The organism is Rossellomorea oryzaecorticis, from assembly GCF_045897515.1.
Lineage (GTDB): Bacteria > Bacillota > Bacilli > Bacillales > Bacillaceae_B > Rossellomorea > Rossellomorea enclensis.
In genome coordinates this window covers 100,191-117,795 of sequence record NZ_JBJOSA010000007.1, presented here as the reverse complement: position 1 = coordinate 117,795, position 17,605 = coordinate 100,191, and the positions used below count along the sequence as shown (strand labels likewise).

General features: G+C 42.9%; 18 protein-coding genes. 16 read left to right on the top strand and 2 right to left on the bottom strand.

The genetic code is table 11. The annotated features are described in order from the left end of the window. Nucleotides 1–8 precede the first annotated feature (8 nt). Both ACKA06_RS10800 and ACKA06_RS10795 read left to right on the top strand, forming a co-directional pair. The gene (locus tag ACKA06_RS10800) at nt 9–1,028 is read left to right on the top strand and encodes a DUF3231 family protein (RefSeq protein WP_411159609.1); all 1,020 of its coding nucleotides are present in this window, start codon (nt 9–11) and stop codon (nt 1,026–1,028) included. 149 nt (nt 1,029–1,177) lie between these two features. After that, nucleotides 1,178–1,321 carry a hypothetical protein gene (locus ACKA06_RS10795; RefSeq protein WP_214873263.1) on the top strand — a complete coding sequence of 48 codons (144 nt, stop codon included), beginning with the start codon at nt 1,178–1,180 and terminating at the stop codon, nt 1,319–1,321. A gap of 844 nt (nt 1,322–2,165) precedes the next feature. On the opposite strand, the gene ACKA06_RS10790 is transcribed toward ACKA06_RS10795, so the two are convergent. Together ACKA06_RS10790 and ACKA06_RS10785 are read right to left on the bottom strand one after the other, a co-directional pair. Beyond that, nucleotides 2,166–2,411: a hypothetical protein gene (locus ACKA06_RS10790; protein ID WP_411159608.1), complete on the bottom strand. Its 246-nt coding sequence runs from the start codon at nt 2,409–2,411 to the stop codon at nt 2,166–2,168. Between the two features lie 214 nt (nt 2,412–2,625). Further along, nucleotides 2,626–3,126 carry a fasciclin domain-containing protein gene (locus tag ACKA06_RS10785; RefSeq protein ID WP_411159607.1) on the bottom strand — a complete coding sequence of 167 codons (501 nt, stop codon included), beginning with the start codon at nt 3,124–3,126 and terminating at the stop codon, nt 2,626–2,628. Nucleotides 3,127–3,415: 289 nt separating this feature from the next. On the opposite strand from ACKA06_RS10785, the gene ACKA06_RS10780 reads away from it, so the two are divergent. The 14 genes from ACKA06_RS10780 to ACKA06_RS10715 all read left to right on the top strand — a co-directional run bounded on the left by ACKA06_RS10780 (nt 3,416) and on the right by ACKA06_RS10715 (nt 17,585). After that, nucleotides 3,416–3,847, top strand: a complete 432-nt coding sequence (locus ACKA06_RS10780) for a cytidine deaminase (protein ID WP_411159606.1) — start codon at nt 3,416–3,418, stop codon at nt 3,845–3,847. A gap of 144 nt (nt 3,848–3,991) precedes the next feature. Continuing rightward, a complete protein-coding gene (locus tag ACKA06_RS10775; RefSeq protein WP_411159605.1) occupies nt 3,992–4,927 on the top strand; it encodes a hypothetical protein in 936 nt (311 codons plus the stop codon). Between the two features lie 934 nt (nt 4,928–5,861). After that, on the top strand, nt 5,862–6,887 hold the full coding sequence (locus ACKA06_RS10770) for a LacI family DNA-binding transcriptional regulator (RefSeq protein ID WP_411159604.1): 1,026 nt from the start codon (nt 5,862–5,864) through the stop codon (nt 6,885–6,887). 408 nt (nt 6,888–7,295) lie between these two features. Next, entirely contained in the window at nt 7,296–8,066 is a 771-nt protein-coding gene (locus ACKA06_RS10765) for an MBL fold metallo-hydrolase (protein ID WP_071616851.1), read from the top strand. A 140-nt stretch (nt 8,067–8,206) separates the two neighbouring features. Next, complete coding sequence (locus tag ACKA06_RS10760; RefSeq protein ID WP_171910628.1) at nt 8,207–9,046, top strand: SDR family NAD(P)-dependent oxidoreductase; 840 nt, start codon at nt 8,207–8,209, stop codon at nt 9,044–9,046. A gap of 89 nt (nt 9,047–9,135) precedes the next feature. Continuing rightward, nucleotides 9,136–9,960, top strand: a complete 825-nt coding sequence (locus ACKA06_RS10755) for a BtpA/SgcQ family protein (protein WP_071616853.1) — start codon at nt 9,136–9,138, stop codon at nt 9,958–9,960. A 156-nt stretch (nt 9,961–10,116) separates the two neighbouring features. Then, nucleotides 10,117–11,091, top strand: coding sequence for a nucleoside hydrolase (locus ACKA06_RS10750; RefSeq protein WP_411159603.1), 975 nt, complete (start codon nt 10,117–10,119; stop codon nt 11,089–11,091). Between the two features lie 54 nt (nt 11,092–11,145). Then, nucleotides 11,146–12,666 (top strand): amidohydrolase family protein, encoded by a 1,521-nt coding sequence (locus ACKA06_RS10745; protein WP_071616855.1) that lies wholly within the window; start codon nt 11,146–11,148, stop codon nt 12,664–12,666. Nucleotides 12,667–12,680: 14 nt separating this feature from the next. Continuing rightward, nucleotides 12,681–13,301 (top strand): ECF transporter S component, encoded by a 621-nt coding sequence (locus tag ACKA06_RS10740; protein ID WP_071616856.1) that lies wholly within the window; start codon nt 12,681–12,683, stop codon nt 13,299–13,301. Between the two features lie 131 nt (nt 13,302–13,432). Then, nucleotides 13,433–14,182, top strand: coding sequence for an energy-coupling factor transporter transmembrane component T family protein (locus tag ACKA06_RS10735; RefSeq protein ID WP_071616857.1), 750 nt, complete (start codon nt 13,433–13,435; stop codon nt 14,180–14,182). Beyond that, nucleotides 14,179–15,042, top strand: coding sequence for an energy-coupling factor ABC transporter ATP-binding protein (locus tag ACKA06_RS10730; RefSeq protein ID WP_071616858.1), 864 nt, complete (start codon nt 14,179–14,181; stop codon nt 15,040–15,042). The genes ACKA06_RS10735 and ACKA06_RS10730 overlap by 4 nt, the downstream gene beginning before the upstream one ends. Beyond that, nucleotides 15,039–15,866: an energy-coupling factor ABC transporter ATP-binding protein gene (locus tag ACKA06_RS10725; RefSeq protein ID WP_071616859.1), complete on the top strand. Its 828-nt coding sequence runs from the start codon at nt 15,039–15,041 to the stop codon at nt 15,864–15,866. The genes ACKA06_RS10730 and ACKA06_RS10725 overlap by 4 nt, the downstream gene beginning before the upstream one ends. A 50-nt stretch (nt 15,867–15,916) precedes the next feature. Then, nucleotides 15,917–16,585, top strand: a complete 669-nt coding sequence (locus ACKA06_RS10720) for an aspartate/glutamate racemase family protein (protein WP_071616860.1) — start codon at nt 15,917–15,919, stop codon at nt 16,583–16,585. A gap of 70 nt (nt 16,586–16,655) precedes the next feature. Then, entirely contained in the window at nt 16,656–17,585 is a 930-nt protein-coding gene (locus ACKA06_RS10715) for an NAD(P)-dependent oxidoreductase (RefSeq protein WP_071616861.1), read from the top strand. Nucleotides 17,586–17,605 lie beyond the last annotated feature (20 nt).

The following is a 17,605-nucleotide window of genomic DNA, read 5'->3' as shown; positions in this document are numbered from 1 at the left end:
GGTAACAAATGCCTGATAAAGTTATTCTACTAACGTCTTCCGAAATAGCTTCCATTTGGACAGCGTACATGAATAATAGTATGTCAATCCAGTTCCTGAATTATTTTTTGACAACAATGGAAGACTCGGAAATAAAGGAAATTATAGAAAAGGGACATGGAATATCGGCAACACTCCTTACACAATTAACCGATATTTATAAAAAAGAAAATATTCCTCTTCCAACTGCTTTTTCTAACAGCGATGTAAATCTGAATGCACCAAAACTATTTACGGATTCGTTTATGCTTACCTATGTAAATCATATGTCTAAAGCCGGAATGCTGGGGTATAGCGGTTTTTTAAGTATGTGTACGAGAAAAGATGTCAGGAACCTTTTCAAGGATGCATTATCCATGACTTCTGAATTGTATGACGAAAGTTCGGAAGTGCTTCTTCAAAAAGGTTTGTATATCCGTTCCCCGTACATTGATTATCCTAAGCAAAAGGATTTTATAGACAGCAAAAGTTATTTAAGCGGACTAAATCCATTTTCAAATAAAAGACCTTTAAATTCTGTTGAGCTGTCTCATTTGAATATGAACATTCAAACCAATTTAATCGGTGCTAAATTATCAATTGCATTTGCACAGTCTTCACCAAGGAAAGAAGTTCAAAAACTTATGCTGCAGGGAAAGGATATTTCAGAAAAACACGTTAAAATATTTTCCACTACCCTGCTTGATAATAATACTCAATCCCCAGTTTCTGCAGATGTTTCCGTAACTAATTCCACGGCGCAGGTATTTTCGGATAAGTTAATTATATTTCATCAAGGATTATTAACAGCATCAGGAACGGGTAACTATGCAACAGCAGCCGCCGCTAGTCAGAGAAGTGATTTAATACTTAATTATCAAAGGCTTTCTCTGGAGATTGCACAGTATGCCAAAGATATAGCTTATTTAATGATTCAGAATGAATGGCTGGAACAACCGCCTGGAACAATGGACGTTGTAAAGTTAGCAAAGGAGAAAAAGCAAAATTAAATGACCGATTTTATCCCTATTTACGTGTATGTTTGTCCTAACTTGTTTGGTTTACATTATTTAATTAGGTTTGGAACATGCTTCTTTTGGGCAGGTAAAATGGGTAAGTCTGTTTGAGGAATAAGTATTGAGGAGAAGGGGGTCTTTGTATGCAGAAAGACGAACAATTTTTAATAAAAAGAGAAATACGAAGACTTATACAGGATTTAAATAATTGTTATGACTCTGAGTACAAAGAACTTATTCGAGAAGATATAACGCTTTTAAGTACGGTTTTAGATGAAAGTGAATGAGTCCCTAACTGGGTAACGGGATCTGTTTCGGAGTACAAATTTGCAATCTTCACCGCAAGTTATGGCAGTAATTGCAGATGTATTTTACGGCTGATCTTACCCGGCAAAGTGAACAAAAGCGGCACGCCCCCGGGCCGGATGAAGAATCAGTAGCATTTGATTCATAAATAAGGGGAGAAATTTCCCTTAATGAAAAAATGGAATTGAAAGCAGTTAAAATAAAGGGAGAATTTACTTCTATTTACTTGAAAAACATTAAATTTGGGGATTTTTGCGAGATTAGAAGGAACTTTTCCCCTTATTCACCCCGATCCAGACGAACTTCAGCATATTAACGGGGAAATTTCCGCTTATTCCCTTGAAACAGACACCGTTATAACTGGAGCTTTTTTTAAAAAAACGATACATACGAAAAGGTAAGCACCATAAAATGCTTACCCTTCTGACAATGTGAATTTAGATTTTCCTCTGAAGTATCCTCAAACCTAGGTTGAAGATGGCATTCTTAATAGTGAGTCTAACCATGATGTTTTCCTGTTAATTGAGAATGCAAACTTCATCAACAGTAAAATTAGTGTTGAAATCAAGCTAAAGAGTGTACTCAAAGTAAATCCCCCCACATTGAAGTGTAAGTGTTAATGATTAACACTCATTTTTATTTTTCACCTGTTAGTTTCATTTATTCAAATATAAGACCGATAAAATTTAAAAGAGAATCGATTACTATGATGTTAAGGAAGAAATATAAGGTGGATTGACTAAACGGAGATTTTGCCAGGGATTTGAAGAGACTGGTCCCCGTCCAACAGCCGGCCGGCGGAACAGTCTCTTCGGTTACTATTCATCAATCGTTATGTTTATCAAAGAAACCCTTCAATATGAAAAAGATACCCAGCACCAGGAAAATCGGGACGAACCAATTTTCAAGGAGAGAGGGGACGTCCGGTTCACTTGGCCATCCTTCACTGCTGGATGGTCCAATACGGTGGGCAGCCCACATTATGTATGCCATCATTTTTTCGAAGGAATAAAGTAAGGCCCCTGATATGATGAGGAGAGTGCCTGACAATAATGAGATTGATTTTTTCATGGCTTAGCCTCCTTTGACAAGGTAAAAAACTAGCTTTCTTGTAAGCTAGTTTTTTAAACATATTACCATTTATGGATAGAGAAGCAAACCGAGGCTCATATGCATTACCTGTCCTAATATCAACCACCCCGGCAACACGTTTCTGTACTTTATAAAATGAAAAAGCCTGTCCAAAATTCATAACCGAATTTTCGGACAGGCTTTTTTTGAAAACTCACTCCGGAAGTAAAACCTCGTCGATCACATGGATGACGCCATTCGAAGCCTGGATATCCGCCTGAATCACATTGGCATCATTCACGCGGACTGGATCAAGGGAGATCTTCACGGGTTTCTTGGCAAGCGTTTCAACCTGCGCTACGTCTTTGAGATCAGTTGACATCACTTTACCGGAAAGCACGTGGTACAGAAGAATGTCTTTCAAATCTTCTCGTGCCAGTAATTCTTCTGCCGTGATGCCCAATTTCTTTAATAGCTTTGCGAACGCAGCGTCAGTCGGTGCGAATACTGTGTAAGGACCTTCACCTTTCAATGTTTCCACAAGACCGGCTTTTTCCAAAGCGGCTGCAAGTGTTTTGAACTGGCCGGCTTCCACTGCAGTGTCAACGATATCCTTGGTTGCCGGAGCCTGTCCCTCAACAGCCGATACTCCATTCGACATTGTCATGAAAACCATGAATGCTGCCATCATGAAAGCAAATGTTTTCTTTTTCATTCATCTTACCTCCTGCTGTTTTTATGTAAACATGTGTTTACTCAGAAAGTAGTATGTGTTTGTTTAGTAGGATTATCCATTTTTTTCAATCATGTGAGCCATGGGGACAGGTCCCGTGGTTCTTTTTTTTGAGATGGTTAAAAGAGCCACTGTACCTGTCCCCGTGGCTCTTTCTAAAATTAATCAAAAGGGATAGGTAATTTATGTTAAAATTTTGTAGTAAAACAATGAGTCTTGTTCCGTTAAAGGTGCAGGGGTGTTGATATGAACGAACAAGGGGAGATTCATCATGTTAAAAGTAAGACCTTTAGAAGAGAAGGACTATGAATTGATTAAGCAGGCAGAAAACGTGATAGAAAAGAATTATCGGTATGAACGGCATCATATTGGTGCAGCAGTCAGAACAACGAGCGGGAATGTTTTTTCAGCCGTTCACGTCGAAGCGAATGTGGGAAGGATAACAGTGTGCGGAGAAGCAATGGCGATCGGTAAGTCCATATCAGAAGGGGACCACGAATTTGAAACGATTGTAGCAGTCGCTCACCCTCACCCACACGAAGATATAGAAAATTGCTGGGTAGTCGCACCTTGTGGGATGTGCCGGGAGTTAATAAGTGATTATGGAAAAAATACGGATGTGATCATTTCGTATAATGAAGAATTAGTTAAGTGTAATGTCATGGAGTTACTGCCGGAAAAGTACACAAGCGATATTGAATAATATGTGCCAGGGGGACGCGCCCCCTGGTTCTTTTTGAAATAACAAGATGAATGAGGAAGAGCCACTGTACCTGTCCCCGCGGCTCATAATCCTGCCACAAAATGAATAAGGTAAATCATTCTTTCCTTTAAGGTGGGAGGCTTAATGAAGAATCTTACTAAATGGATCAGACGAACGTTTCGTCGTACTCCTGAAACGAAATGGACTCTTGTTATGGGGGCTGAATATGAACCTCAACAATTTGGCCAGCCGGTTGAGCGAAGCGGGTCTTCGCCCGTACGTACCAGTGATCCCGAAAAATATTTCCGACCTTCCTGCATCCCCATTAAAAATACTCTTCTCAAGGACTTTCAGTTTTTTGATCCCTTTTATGAAAAAAGCTATAAGGAAGTGAAACTCCCTGCTGCATTGACCCGCACAGCTGATGAAACGATCTTAAATTATTTTAGTATTTTAAGAGAGGCAGAAAATCTCACTGACGGGCAGATGGGCGGGTGCGGAACGGTGGGGATGGCAGAGCTGCCCTTTCCTGTTGCTTACAATTTTTTCACTGACGACTATCAGAAGAGGGTTTCCTATCATGATTATCTCCAATCGTTTGCCGGGATCGGCCATCTGAATTTAATTAAGATGAACAGACTCCCTGATGAAGGAGACACCGTATCCTATTTCATCGAACTGGAAACCATCGAAGGTTCATCAAAGGGTGTGACCTATTTTGCTTATTATTTCGGCTATATCCAATTGAAGAAGGTCCATAATCTTTATAAAATCGACCGCATGAAATTATACGGAGAGGACTTCCTGTGTGCAGCTTATCACCTGTGGCAGCATGATGCGGAAGCCGTCGTCGGCATTATGTATGGTGAATGGTGCAAGCTGGTCAAAAAACAGCTGCCTGTCAAACAAGATGGGTACGTCAAAATCATTGATTTCACCGGCACGGACGGGGCCGATTACCGGTTTGTCTTTTATCGTTTAACGAATGATACGGATGTATTGATTTCTCAATTTAAAATGGATGCTGCGGGAGTCTGGAAACCCATTACCATCGATCCGGAAGAATGCCTTAAAAACTAGGCGGTTATCATTGATTGGTTTGTCGGAAATAATCTAATTGCCATCCAATTAACGTGGTGAGTTGGAGATGTTCCTCTAGAATCTCTGATGGGTTTAAACTGTTTAATTGTTCCATATAAGGGGATATAACGGATAATGATCGTCTTTCGTTAATGAAGGAGAGGGTTGGAGGAAATGAATACAAACCTATCTTTGTGGACTATTGTAATAATATGTGTGGCACTTTTGATATTTTGTTTATATAAGGCGTTCAGCTCTCCTTCAGATAGTAAGAATAATTTAACAATTAGAATCCCGGCAGTAATGATATCACTTTCCATATCATTACTGCTAACTATGCTTATATTTATCATACTCACAACTAATAATTGACCAGCTCTTAACATGGACACATTTATCCCCCTCGATTTAAATAACTATACAAAGAAGCGCGGGGAGCAAGCCTGCGCTTCTATTTATTTATAAACACACCATGAAAAAATTGGAACCAAATCCCATCTCACCTGTAAACAAAGAAATAATTAAAAACGATATAGAACAGAGTGTAAAATCACATTGATTATGACACTCCTTTTAATAACGCTTACTCCCTTAAAGCTGCTTATAAATACCACCTAAATTACAAATGACAAAACTTTCTGTTCTCCAAATTTTGTGGTACGATTCCTATTACACTTTATGGTACAAATGCAAGTACCGAACGTGGAGGATATGATAAAGAACAACGAACATAATCTTCTATTAACCAGAAGTATACGGTAATAACTTAAAACTTACACACACCAGTATTCGTATAACGATCGGGGGAATGTAGAATATTGGTAGCAGGATTGTAACAACACTGAAGTATCAATAAAAGGAAATCGACATATTTTGTCGAATACTATAGAGATGATAAAAAATGAGGAAACGTTTCCATAAGGATGTGTCAGTAGTGGTAACCATTAAGGAAGTGGCGAAAGAAGCGAATGTTTCAATCTCCACTGTATCGAGAGTGCTTAATAAAAGTGGATATACAAGTGAAAAAACGAAAGAAAAGGTTCTTAATGCTGTTAAGAAACTTAATTACCAAGGGAGTCTGGTAGCTGCTGCAATGAAGAAGAAGCAAACCTTGACTCTTGGTTTGATCATCCCTGATATAAAGAATATTTTTTATTCAGATCTGACCAGAACAATCGAAGACCGGGCAAACAGCCATGGGTTTAATATCTTTTTATGCAATACAGATAACAATTTGCAGAAAGAAGCAGAATATATCCACCTATTGATTGCTAAAGGAGTCGATGGAATCATCTTTTCATCTCCAGAGGTGGATGATGGAAATATAGAAGAATTGAAGGAAAACTATCCTGAGCTGCCGGTTGTCATATTAGGAGGGAAATTCCCTAAACTAATTCTTAATGAGGTCGTGGTTGATAATGTTGACGGGGCATATAAAGCGATGGGGCATCTTCTGGATCTAGGGCATAAGGATATTGCGTTTATTGGCGGGGATCCCGAAACTTATGCATCCGTTGAAAGGCATAAGGGCTACAAGATGGCATTGAATGAACGAGGCATTCAAGTAAAAGATGACTATGTGATTTTTGACACGTTTTATATTCAAAGCGGGTATGAGAATGCAAAGAGATTATTGCAAAAAAATGGTAGACCAACGGCAATTTTTGCGGTTAGTGACAGTATTGCTGTAGGGGTATACAAAGCTGCAAGGGAACTGAATATAAGAATTCCAGAGCAATTATCGGTTGTTGGTTTTGATGATTCTCAATATGCAGAAATTTTGTATCCTATGCTTACAACCATACGTACGCCCATTAAAGAAATGGGTCAAAGGGCCATAGAAATCATGGTGAAAGCCATTAAGGAAAAGCAAATCATTAAAGAAACAGTCCTCTTTTATCCAAACCTTATTGAAAGGGAGTCAACGATGGCGATAGAAGCCGATCATCCAAAAAAATGATTGAGGATGATGGTGAAAAGACGTTGATACGCCTACATTAAATAATATAATTTTATAAATTTTCAAAAAAATCATTGAAAATGGTTTACTAAGTATGTTAAATTTGATTTAAATAAGTGGAAACGTTTCCATCTGTTTAAATCAAATTTTTTGTAGTAACAGATACTCATCTAGAAAATACAGCAAGAAGAAGTCACTTCAACATCCTTTTTGGTAAAAGAAACCTCCAAGAAACACATATAAACGGTTTTGTTGATTCATTAAACACCTGGTAAACGCTAAATGGATGGGATAAAGGGAAGGTTTTATGGAAACGTTTCCAGTTCTGGTGAATGTTAGTGGTCTGGCCAATTTCCAGTGAACGTCCTGATTGTATCCGGCGTTTTGCCAATATGAAAGGAGATCGTCATGTTCGACTACAACATATTTATTCAAGGATTTCCCGGAAAGTCTTCTACACATGGAGGGCTGGGATGGAGCACAGTCACCTTGTTGTCCCACAATGATACACACATCATTATTGATGTCGGCAGTTTCGGCGTCAGACCGTTGATATTGGACAAACTCAAAGCCAGAGGGTTATCTCCAAGTGACATATCGATGGTTTTGCTGACCCATACGCATTGGGATCATTGTGTGAATTGGACGTTGTTTCCTAATGCGACCATCGTGGTGGGGCAGGAGGACATGAAATGGGCATTAAACGAACCGCCTGGAGGATGGCATGTCCCTGAATTGTATGTGAAGGAATTACATTCTTCTTCACAAATGAGGCAGGTCGTCCATCTTGAAGAAATTGTCCCCGGGATCACAGCACATCAGACGGATGGACATTCACCGGGCCACCTGGCCTACACCGTGGACAATGGCGATTATGACCTGATATTCAGCGGAGATGCGGCTAAGAACAGGGCGGAGCTTTTATCAAGGGATGCAGATATGACATTGAATCTTTCTGACAGCCGGGAATCGATCGATTATCTTTGGAGATTGTGGAGGAAAAAGGAGAACAGTGTTTTAATTCCCGGACACGATATCCCGATGAAGCTTGTGGATGGGAAAACGGTTTATCTTCATGAAAGAAAAGCGGATTTGCAGTATTGGTTTTCTGACACATTGGAGAAGTATACAACAATTGAATTGGCAGATGATGCAGCGTTGGCGGAACAAATCAAGTAAGGCCATACGCAATCGGGGCGCTGTTCATAAAAATGAAAAGGTTTACATGGATTTCGTTATGCAAGATAAAGGTGGAAATAGATATAGGAATGTTTTACGGGAAGTGTATGGAGAACTGACTTTAAATGAGGGGTGAAAATATGAAAGAGCAAAAAAAACAGCGTGTGATCGTGACTGGCGGCTCCAAGGGACTTGGACGCGGAATTGCCCTAACGTTTGCAGAATCGGGTGCGTCGGTGGTCGTTGCCGATGTTGACAGTGAAGCGGGTGAGCGCTGCGTACAGGAGATTAAAGAAGCCGGCGGCGAGGGGCTATTCGTTTATACGGATGTATCCTCTGGTGAAGATGTGAAGAAACTCTTTGAGGAATCCCGCCATTTCCAAGGCGGAATCAATGTGCTCGTCAACAATGCAGGGATTGGGCACGGTCCGATGTCGGAAAGACACTTCCTAAAGACGGACTTCGCTATGTGGGAGAACCTGATGAATATACACCTTAATGGACTTTATCATTGCAGCCAATTGGCTGCAAGAGCCATGATTCACCAAGGTGAGGGCGGAAGCATCATCAATATGAGTTCCGGGGGAGCGACCCGCGCCCATCGGAACCGAGTCGCTTATGATGCGACGAAGGGTGCGATCGAGGCTGCCACCAGAGCGATGGCACTTGACCTGGCTCCTTGGAAAATCCGGGTGAACGCGGTCATGCCGGGCTCGATGTGGGTGGAAAACCGCACAGCCGTCGGGAATGAGTCTTCACCGGATCTTCTCATTCCGCTCGGCAGGCTCGGGATGCCTCAAGACGTCGGTCAGGGCGTCCGGTTCCTGGCTTCACCCGATTCTTCGTATATAACAGGACACATTCTGGCGATTGACGGCGGCCTTACGTCCCAGCTGCGGGCGCCGAGCATGGATGCCGATGTTGCACTTTCTCTCGACGAAATCGATTTAGGATTGGCTTCATCCGGAAGCAAAGAATAAATCCCAAGATCACTAGGTTCATAGAAAAGATCACCGGGATGACACCCATATATACACAACGATAAGTAAAAAAAAGAGGAGGAATTAGCATGAAAACGTCATTCACTAATATCTTCGGTGTGGAAAAACCGGTACTCGGGATGGTTCATTTAGGACCGCTTCCCGGATCCCCCCTGTATGAAGGGAACCTCGATCAGGTACTGGAAGCGGCACTGCGTGATGCGAAAAGTCTTGAAAAAGGCGGAGCCAGCTCCGTTATGGTGGAAAACTTCAATGACTACCCGTTTTATCCGGAAACGGAGGAACCTGAAACAGTGGCGGCTATGACCTTGATCGCCCACGAAATCCGCCGTGAAGTGAAGCTTCCAATGGGGATCAATATCCTGAGAAACTCGTGGAAATCCGCATTGGCGGTTGCCGGGACAGTCGGGGCTGATTTTATCAGACTTAACGTCCTGACTGATGCGTACGTGACCGATCAGGGACTCATCAACGGTACGGCGCACCTGGTGGCGAGATATCGTAAATTCCTAGGGTTAGAGAAGAAAGTCAAAATTTTCGCCGACATTCAAACAAAGCACGCAGCTCCACTGGCGGCAAGACCGATCGATGTGCTGGCCCGTGATACCGCTTATCGCGGGATGGCGGACGCAATCATTCTTGCAGGCGAGGAATCAGCTCAGCCGCCATCGATTGAAAACTTGGAGGCTGTCAGGAAAGCAGTCCCTGATGTGCCGATCATCATCGGAAGCGGGATGAAAGTGGAAACGGCAAATCTACTAAAATATGCGGATGGCGCTGTCTTTGGATATGGAGCGAAAATTGATGATATCATGACGAACCCGGTTGATGAAGAAAAAACACGCCGCTTCTGTGAAGGGGTGGACAGGGAAAGAAACCACCAATTGGTTTAATGGCACATTTTTCAATAGATAAAGAGAATTGAAGGCATGACAGCTTACATTTAAATCCGGAAAGAACATGGCCAGAAGCATGAATGCTTTCCGGCCAATCTGCAAAAAGCAGCAATCTTATCTTAAACAGTCTTAATAGAAGGAGGAGTTGACAGTATGGCAGAACGAGTCATCATTGACACAGATCCGGGGGTCGACGACCTAGCCGCAATCTATCTTGCGCTTGCGTCTCCGGAACTGCATATTGAAGCATTAACAACAGTACATGGAAATATTGAGGTGGAAACGGCTACCCATAATGCCCTTTCACTGCTTGAACTGGCAGGAAGGACAGATATCCCTGTTTACCGCGGGGCGAGCAAACCGCTCATACGCAAACCGCATTTTGCCAAGCATATCCACGGCAATAATGGTTTTGGCGGAGTCGAGGTCCCAGACCCTACCATATCTGAGGCGGGGGAATATGCGGCAATGGAAATTGTGAGGCTTTGTAATGAAGCACCAAACGACATCACGATTCTGGCGATCGGTCCACTGACAAATGTGGCGCTGGCTCTCTCCATAGACCCTGGTATCGCACAGAAGGTGAAAAGAGTTATTGTGATGGGCGGGGCAGTCCGTTGTGCCGGAAACTATTCACCGGTTGCGTCCTTCAATCTGGCAGCTGATCCTGAGGCTGCAAGGGCAGTGTACGATTCGGGTGTTCCAGTCGTTCAAGTAGGTCTCGATGTATGTACGAAGGTGAGAATCTCACCAGAAAATCTAGAACGCATCAGGGATACGAATACCCGTCCAGGTGCTTTCCTCTTAGAGGCCGCTGAATTCCGGCGCAAGGCTTACGTTGCCGCCCAGCAATCGTCAGAAACGGAGACGGGCGTTTTCTTTAATGATGTACCAGCCGTAGCCTATGCGCTTTGGCCTGAACTCTTTAAGGCAGTGCCTGCGTTTGTTTCGATCGAGACAGCAGGGGAGCATACAGCCGGTCAGACTGTCACTGAGTTTACTGGACAGTGGGGTCATTCAGAACCCAATACAACCATCCTGATGGATGTGGACGGAGAGTCCTTGGCGCGCCGGTTTGCAGAACGTATTTCTACCCTGGAAACAAGAGTTGCCGAGGTGCAAAAATAACTCGTCTTACGCGGTTAAATATCTTACTATTCTGATAAATCAAGGAGTGACAGCATGTCAACTCTGATTAAAAACGCCACTATTATAACAATGGATGATCATGCGGGGATCTTAGAAGGCAGCGTGCTGGTGGAAAACGGAATCATCAAAGAGTTGATTCCGCACCACCACGGGAGCGAACCCCAAATCCCAGCCGATGAAACAATCGATGGATCTGACATGATGATCATGCCCGGTATGACAAATGCTCATTATCATTCTTATTCGAATCTGTTAAAAGGGACGACAAGCCATTTTCCATTGGAGATCTGGTCACTTTATACAACCGCATACGGGTATTCGCTTGATGATGAAGATATCCACAATGCCGTCCTTTTAGGTGTGATCGACATGATAAAAAGCGGAGTGACCAGCTGCATTGACCATTTCCCACATATCAGAAGATCCGAAGCTGCACTTAAAGCATATGAGGCTTCATCGATAAGAGTAGGATTTGCCCCGATGATGCATGATGTACCGGATCATCACTTCCTTCCAGTCGATTTACCGGACGATTGGAAGCGGAAACTAGACGAAGCATCACCGATATCTGTTGAAGAAATGAGAGCGTATTATCTCTCCCTTTTCAACGAATGGCATGATAAAAAAAACATACAAATTCTGCTGGGTCCCAACGCTCCGCAGCGGTGTTCCGAAGAAATGCTGGCGTTATGTAAAGAATTAAGTGAACAAAGAGGGGCGTTTGTTCATACTCATCTTCTCGAAACAAGGATTCAGAAGGAAGTCGGGGATGCTGCATTTGCAGGCGGGATAATCGGCAGACTGCGAGATCAACAATTGCTTTCACGGAAGTTGTCCGGAGCCCATTCCATTTGGATGGAAGACGCTGAGGCAGACGTGTTGGCTGAGCATGGTGTTTCTCTTGTTCATAATCCGGTCAGCAATATGATGCTGGGCAGCGGAAGGGCGAAGATTGGTTCTTATCTGCAAAAAGGGATGAACGTTGCGCTGGGAACCGATTCCTCCAATTGCGGAATCTCCCACAATCTTTTTGAAGCAATGAGAATAGCGGTTATGCACAGCCGACAGGAACAACCAGATTTCCGGGAATGGCTGCAGCCAAAAGATGTGCTGGAAATGGCGACAGTCGGAGGAGCCCGCTTATTAGGTGAAGAGAAGAAGCGTGGAAAGATCAAACAGGGTTATGAAGCGGACCTTGTACTACTGACTAGGCGCTCGCCTGCTTTGGCGGTGAGCACCGATCTATTTACTCAGCTTGTGTATTACGAGAATGGGAGTTCGGTCGAGTCGGTCATGATCAAGGGCGAATGGGTTCTTAGGAATCGCAAAATGGTTTTATTCGATGAAGAATCAGTATTGGAATCCGTGAAAGAAAGACAGAAATCCCTTTTTGAAAAGAGCCGGGAGAGTGTTTCTCAGGCGAATGCATTAGAGCCTTTTTTCACCAGGATGTATAAAAAGATCCATTCAGATTTTGGGAAGAATACAATGTTCAGCAGATCGGATTCTGCTGATGAGCATGGAATGTTTGAAGAAATCGGTAATCCCAATTAAAAGGAGGACTAATCATGAAGAATATCAAGAAAGATTTTACGCTTATTTCCATATTGCTCATTCCCATTGGTGTTGCAGTCAATGTCGTTGCCGGAGAATTGGTTGAGATCTTAAAGATCCCCCTCTTCTTGAATCAAATCGGCACCATGATTGTCGCGATGGTAGCCGGTCCTTGGGTGGGGGCAGTGACCGGAGGGGTTTCGAAACTGATCTTCGGAATCTTCAACCCTACTCAGCTGGCATTTATGCCGGTTGCCATGGCTTCCGGGATCGTAGTCGGTCTCATGGCAAAAAAGGGATTCACCAAAAATGCCTGGAAGGTTGCCTTCACAGGGTTTATCGTCGCAATCGTTGCGATATTAATCGCTACCCCGACAACGGTTATCGTGTTTGGCGGAGCTTCAGGAACCGGATCAGATACGATCACTGCCGTTCTTTTAGCTTCAGGCAAAGAGATTTGGACATCCGTTTTTACACAGAAGATATTTGTTGAAAGCATCGACAAAATCCTTTCGATCATGGTTGCCTATATGATTGTTCGGAAGATGTCAGATCAATACCTGTCGAAACAAAAATATGGTCACTTATATTTAAATAATAATAATAACCATTCCAGTCGAAAAATAGGAGCTTAACAAGCACGGGGTGAACATGTTGATCAATCTTCGGTCTCTGCATCCCTCACCCCTACACCTTATTTACCGGAATTATATAAGGGCGTAAAAGGAATGAAAACGAACCAACAGATGAAAGGGGAGATGTACGTATGGAAAGACCAGGTAAATTTATACTGAATCTTTATCCGACGACTAAATTCTTGTTTGCCTTCTTATTGATGCTGACCCCGTTACTGCTGCCAGGATATCTTTATTCATATATGGTCCCCGTCCTGTGTCTGGTGATTGCGCTGATTGCGGGAAAAACAAAACTATATGTAAATTTCGTCTTAAAAGGATTGATCCCGATTGTTGTCATGATTTTTCTTTTGCAATCATTTTTCTATCCGGGGGATACCATCTTATGGTCCTGGAGCATATTCTCCATTAAACAAGAAGGAATCAATTTCAGTTTACAACTGACCTCCAAAATATTAGCGGTGGGATCTGCCATTGTGTTATTTTTTCAGATTACCAAAATCAATGATTTATCCCGGGCACTAGAATTAATGGGCGTTTCGCCACATGCGACCTATGTCCTTTCTTCGGCCCTGAATATTATCCCTGAAATGAGGCTGCAGCTGCTGAGGATCATGGATGCCCAAAAAACCCGCGGAGTTGAAACAGAAGGAAGCCTTAGTATCCGAATGAAGGCATTTGTGCCAGCATTAACCCCGCTGATCTTGTCTTCATTCTCAAGCACAGACGAGAAAGCCGTCACGTTAGAATCCAGAGCGTTTACAGCCCGGACCAAAAAGACAAGCCTGCACCATTTGGAAAAGACAAAGAGTGATCATGTGGTAAGGGCAGTGTTAGTGATTGTATTTGTTTCAATCTTGATCTGGAGGTTTTTCTTATGAGTGGAATAGAAATCAGGAATCTATCATACCAGTACCCTACCGGCAGTGAAAAAGTCCTTTATGATCTGAATCTTACGATTGAAAGCGGGAAATTCTATGCGCTCGCCGGCGTGAATGGCGGAGGGAAGACAACGCTCTGCAATGTGATCCGGGGGTTCATTCCCCACTTTTTTAAGGGAGAACGAACTGGGGAAGTGCGGATCGATGGGAAGGATGTCCAAGATTGGGATCCAAGTGACCTTGCCCAGAAAGTGGGGTTTGTGTTTCAAAATCCATTTACCCAGATCAGCGGTGTGAAGGAAACGGTCTTTGACGAGATCGCTTTCGGACTGGAGAACCTGGGGGTGGAAGTGGACGTCATCAGACAGAAGGTTCAAGACATCATTCAATTGCTGGGCATCGAGTATATCCAGCACAAAAATCCGAATGAGCTGTCAGGCGGGCAGAAACAAAGAGTGGCCCTGGCATCGATCATCGTCATGGAGCCGGATATTCTCATCTTTGATGAACCGACTTCACAGCTGGATCCGCAAGGTACGGAGGAAATATTCAGGGTCATCGATATTATGAAGAAAAAAGGAAAAACCATTATTTTAGTAGAGCACAAGATCGAATTGATTGCTGAATATGCAGACTATGTGATCGTTCTCCAGGGTGGACAGATTAAGAAACAGGGAAGAACGGAAGAGGTTCTTGCTGAAGAAGCAACACAGGATTGCGGGTTGGGATTGACTCAGTATACATTGTTGGATTTAGCCATGCGGAAACAACATATGCATACAGAAAGAATCCCCATTACGGAAGGAGATTCCGTTCAAGTGATGAGGCAATGGATGGAAGTACAGGGGGTGAAACCATGAGCTTCTTAACGCTAAATGACGTTACCTATTGTTATCCAAATGGTTTTAAAGCGGTTGAGAATGTCAGCATGTCTTTTGAAAAGGGAGAATCAGTAGCCATTGTTGGACAAAATGGTGCGGGTAAAACGACAACAGTGAAAATGATGAATGGATTAACAAAACCTACACAAGGTGATGTGATCATTGACGGGTTGAATACAAAAGCTTATACAACAGCTCAAATATCCAGAAAGGTAGGATATGTATTTCAAAATCCTGATGATCAGATTTTTCACGAAACGGTAAAAAGTGAAATCAGGTTTGGACCAAAGAACCTTGGATTTTCAGAGGAGAAGATTGAAGAAAATGTCAGGAAGGCAGCAGAACTGACAGGGATTGTACCACTATTGGATATCCATCCGTATAACCTGCCTTATTCTATGAAGAAATTTGTCACGATCGCCTCGGTCATTGCGATGGATACAGATACGATTATCCTGGATGAGCCGACAGCCGGTCAGGACTCTCAAGCCATTAAACGTCTGGGGGTCATCATCGATTCATTGGTTCAAGAAGGGAAAACGATCATTACCATTACACATGATATGGAATTTGTCGTGAACAACTTTGAACGTGTCATCGTGATGGCAAATAAAAGAGTCGTTCAGGATAGTCATAAAGAAGAGGTTTTCTGGAACCATGGTGTCCTGGAAGAAGCGATGTTAAAACAGCCACATATCAGCCGATTATGTCATACATTGAATCTCAACGAGAAAGTACTGGATATCAATCAAATGATCGATGTGTTAAAAAAAACTTCAGGTAAGGTAAAGGTTACTCTGTAAATGGTCCCACTATGAAACTCTCTGACTACTGAAAATAGAGGAGAATTGATATGAAAATAGGAATTATTCACGCAACCTGCAATGCCGTACCAGCCTTGAATGCAGCCTTCAAGCAGCTGGCTCCGGACGTAACCGTTCTAAACTTTGTTGACGAAAATATTCAGTATCATGCTAACCGGATCAATGGAATCGATGATAAATCTTTTCGGGATTTTGTCCATATGGCCGGTAAAGCACAGGAAGCAGGAGTGGATGCGATCCTTGTAGCCTGCACCGTCCTGACCCCTGTAGTGGATACGGTGAAGCCGTTTATATCCGTCCCGATCTTTGCGGTGGACCGCCCGATGTTGGAAAAGGCCGTTACCAATTATAGAAAAATAGGCGTCGTGGCAACGACTGCCCCATCGGGACCAGCAACAAAAGCCCAACTGGAGAAGCTTGCGGGTGAATGGGATAAAGACGTTGAAGTGGATACAGAAATCATCACGCAGGCGATGACAGAATTAAAGGCCGGGAACGAAGAAGAACATAATCAGCTGAACCGTCTGGCTGCAGCGGAATTGCAAAAAAGAGGATGCGAAGTCATCATTCTTGCCCAAATCACCCAGGCTTGTGCAGAAGCGGAAACGAGTACATTGGGCCTGCCGGTGTTAACCAGTCCGAAAGAAGCGGTAAACGTGATCATCCGTGCATTGGAACGGGATAAAGTAAACGCGTAGCGACAGAAAAATAAAACATTTACAGTTACGCAGCCCTTGTGAAAAATTGAACCAAAAAGGAGAGTTTTCAATGAAAGTGAGCTTTATAGGATTAGGCGTAATGGGAACAGGAATGGCATTCAATCTTGCAAAAGGTGAAAAAGAAGGGGAGTATGAGTACCTCGTGTGTGATGCAAACCCCGCTGCATTAGAGCAATTCAATACACAAGGGATTAACACCACAACGAATATCCTGGATACAGCAGATAGTGATTATCTCTTTCTCTGCCTGCCGGACTTAGAGATTGTAAAAAAGGTTATAGTCGGAGAAAACGGTGTACTTCAACATATGGAGCCAGGACAGAAAATTGTTGATTTCAGCACAATAAGTTATTTAGGTGCAGTCGAAATCGCAGAAACCTGCAAAGAGAATGGGATCGAATATATGGACTGCCCTATTTCCGGTCACCCGAGAACGACGGTCGAAGGAACACTTACGATCATGTGCGGCGGGGATGAAGAACTATTCCATACTATAAAACCTATGTTGGACCGGATGGGGGAACAGATCCTCTACATGGGTGACAACGGGGCTGGACAACTGACGAAGATGATTAATAACTGTGTATTAAATATTTGCTGTGCAAGCTTCAGCGAACTATTACCGGTCGGCGTGAAGCTTGGGTTGGATCCGGAAAAACTCGGTGACGTATTAATGACGGCAACCGGATCAAGTTTTGCTTCAAAAACATTAATTCCTAAGGTTTTAGAAGGGAATTTTGAACATAGTTTTTCACTTGAACGAGCGTATAAAGACATGGAGAGTATGAATGAAGTATTAATGAAATACCAAATTCCGCTGCCAACATTGAATGGAACCATGCAAACGTATCAGCTTGCATTACAAAATGGACAAGGTGATTTCTATAAGCATGCGATGATTCGCTACTTTGAGAACCTACTCGGAGTAAAGGTACGGAAGAAAAGCTATCAAGAAGCAGAAGCTGAATTGGTCAACTAAAAACATAGGAAGGAGGTGTC

Coding starts and splice junctions, on each gene's coding strand:
- ACKA06_RS10795 (WP_214873263.1), top strand. CDS start 1,178: ATGCAGAAAGACGAACAATTTTTAATAAAAAGAGAAATACGAAGACTT.
- ACKA06_RS10785 (WP_411159607.1), bottom strand. CDS start 3,126: ATGAAAAAGAAAACATTTGCTTTCATGATGGCAGCATTCATGGTTTTC.
- ACKA06_RS10765 (WP_071616851.1), top strand. CDS start 7,296: ATGTTCGACTACAACATATTTATTCAAGGATTTCCCGGAAAGTCTTCT.
- ACKA06_RS10715 (WP_071616861.1), top strand. CDS start 16,656: ATGAAAGTGAGCTTTATAGGATTAGGCGTAATGGGAACAGGAATGGCA.
- ACKA06_RS10800 (WP_411159609.1), top strand. CDS start 9: ATGCCTGATAAAGTTATTCTACTAACGTCTTCCGAAATAGCTTCCATT.
- ACKA06_RS10775 (WP_411159605.1), top strand. CDS start 3,992: ATGAAGAATCTTACTAAATGGATCAGACGAACGTTTCGTCGTACTCCT.
- ACKA06_RS10720 (WP_071616860.1), top strand. CDS start 15,917: ATGAAAATAGGAATTATTCACGCAACCTGCAATGCCGTACCAGCCTTG.
- ACKA06_RS10755 (WP_071616853.1), top strand. CDS start 9,136: ATGAAAACGTCATTCACTAATATCTTCGGTGTGGAAAAACCGGTACTC.
- ACKA06_RS10745 (WP_071616855.1), top strand. CDS start 11,146: ATGTCAACTCTGATTAAAAACGCCACTATTATAACAATGGATGATCAT.
- ACKA06_RS10750 (WP_411159603.1), top strand. CDS start 10,117: ATGGCAGAACGAGTCATCATTGACACAGATCCGGGGGTCGACGACCTA.
- ACKA06_RS10740 (WP_071616856.1), top strand. CDS start 12,681: ATGAAGAATATCAAGAAAGATTTTACGCTTATTTCCATATTGCTCATT.
- ACKA06_RS10730 (WP_071616858.1), top strand. CDS start 14,179: ATGAGTGGAATAGAAATCAGGAATCTATCATACCAGTACCCTACCGGC.
- ACKA06_RS10735 (WP_071616857.1), top strand. CDS start 13,433: ATGGAAAGACCAGGTAAATTTATACTGAATCTTTATCCGACGACTAAA.
- ACKA06_RS10790 (WP_411159608.1), bottom strand. CDS start 2,411: ATGAAAAAATCAATCTCATTATTGTCAGGCACTCTCCTCATCATATCA.
- ACKA06_RS10760 (WP_171910628.1), top strand. CDS start 8,207: ATGAAAGAGCAAAAAAAACAGCGTGTGATCGTGACTGGCGGCTCCAAG.
- ACKA06_RS10725 (WP_071616859.1), top strand. CDS start 15,039: ATGAGCTTCTTAACGCTAAATGACGTTACCTATTGTTATCCAAATGGT.
- ACKA06_RS10780 (WP_411159606.1), top strand. CDS start 3,416: ATGTTAAAAGTAAGACCTTTAGAAGAGAAGGACTATGAATTGATTAAG.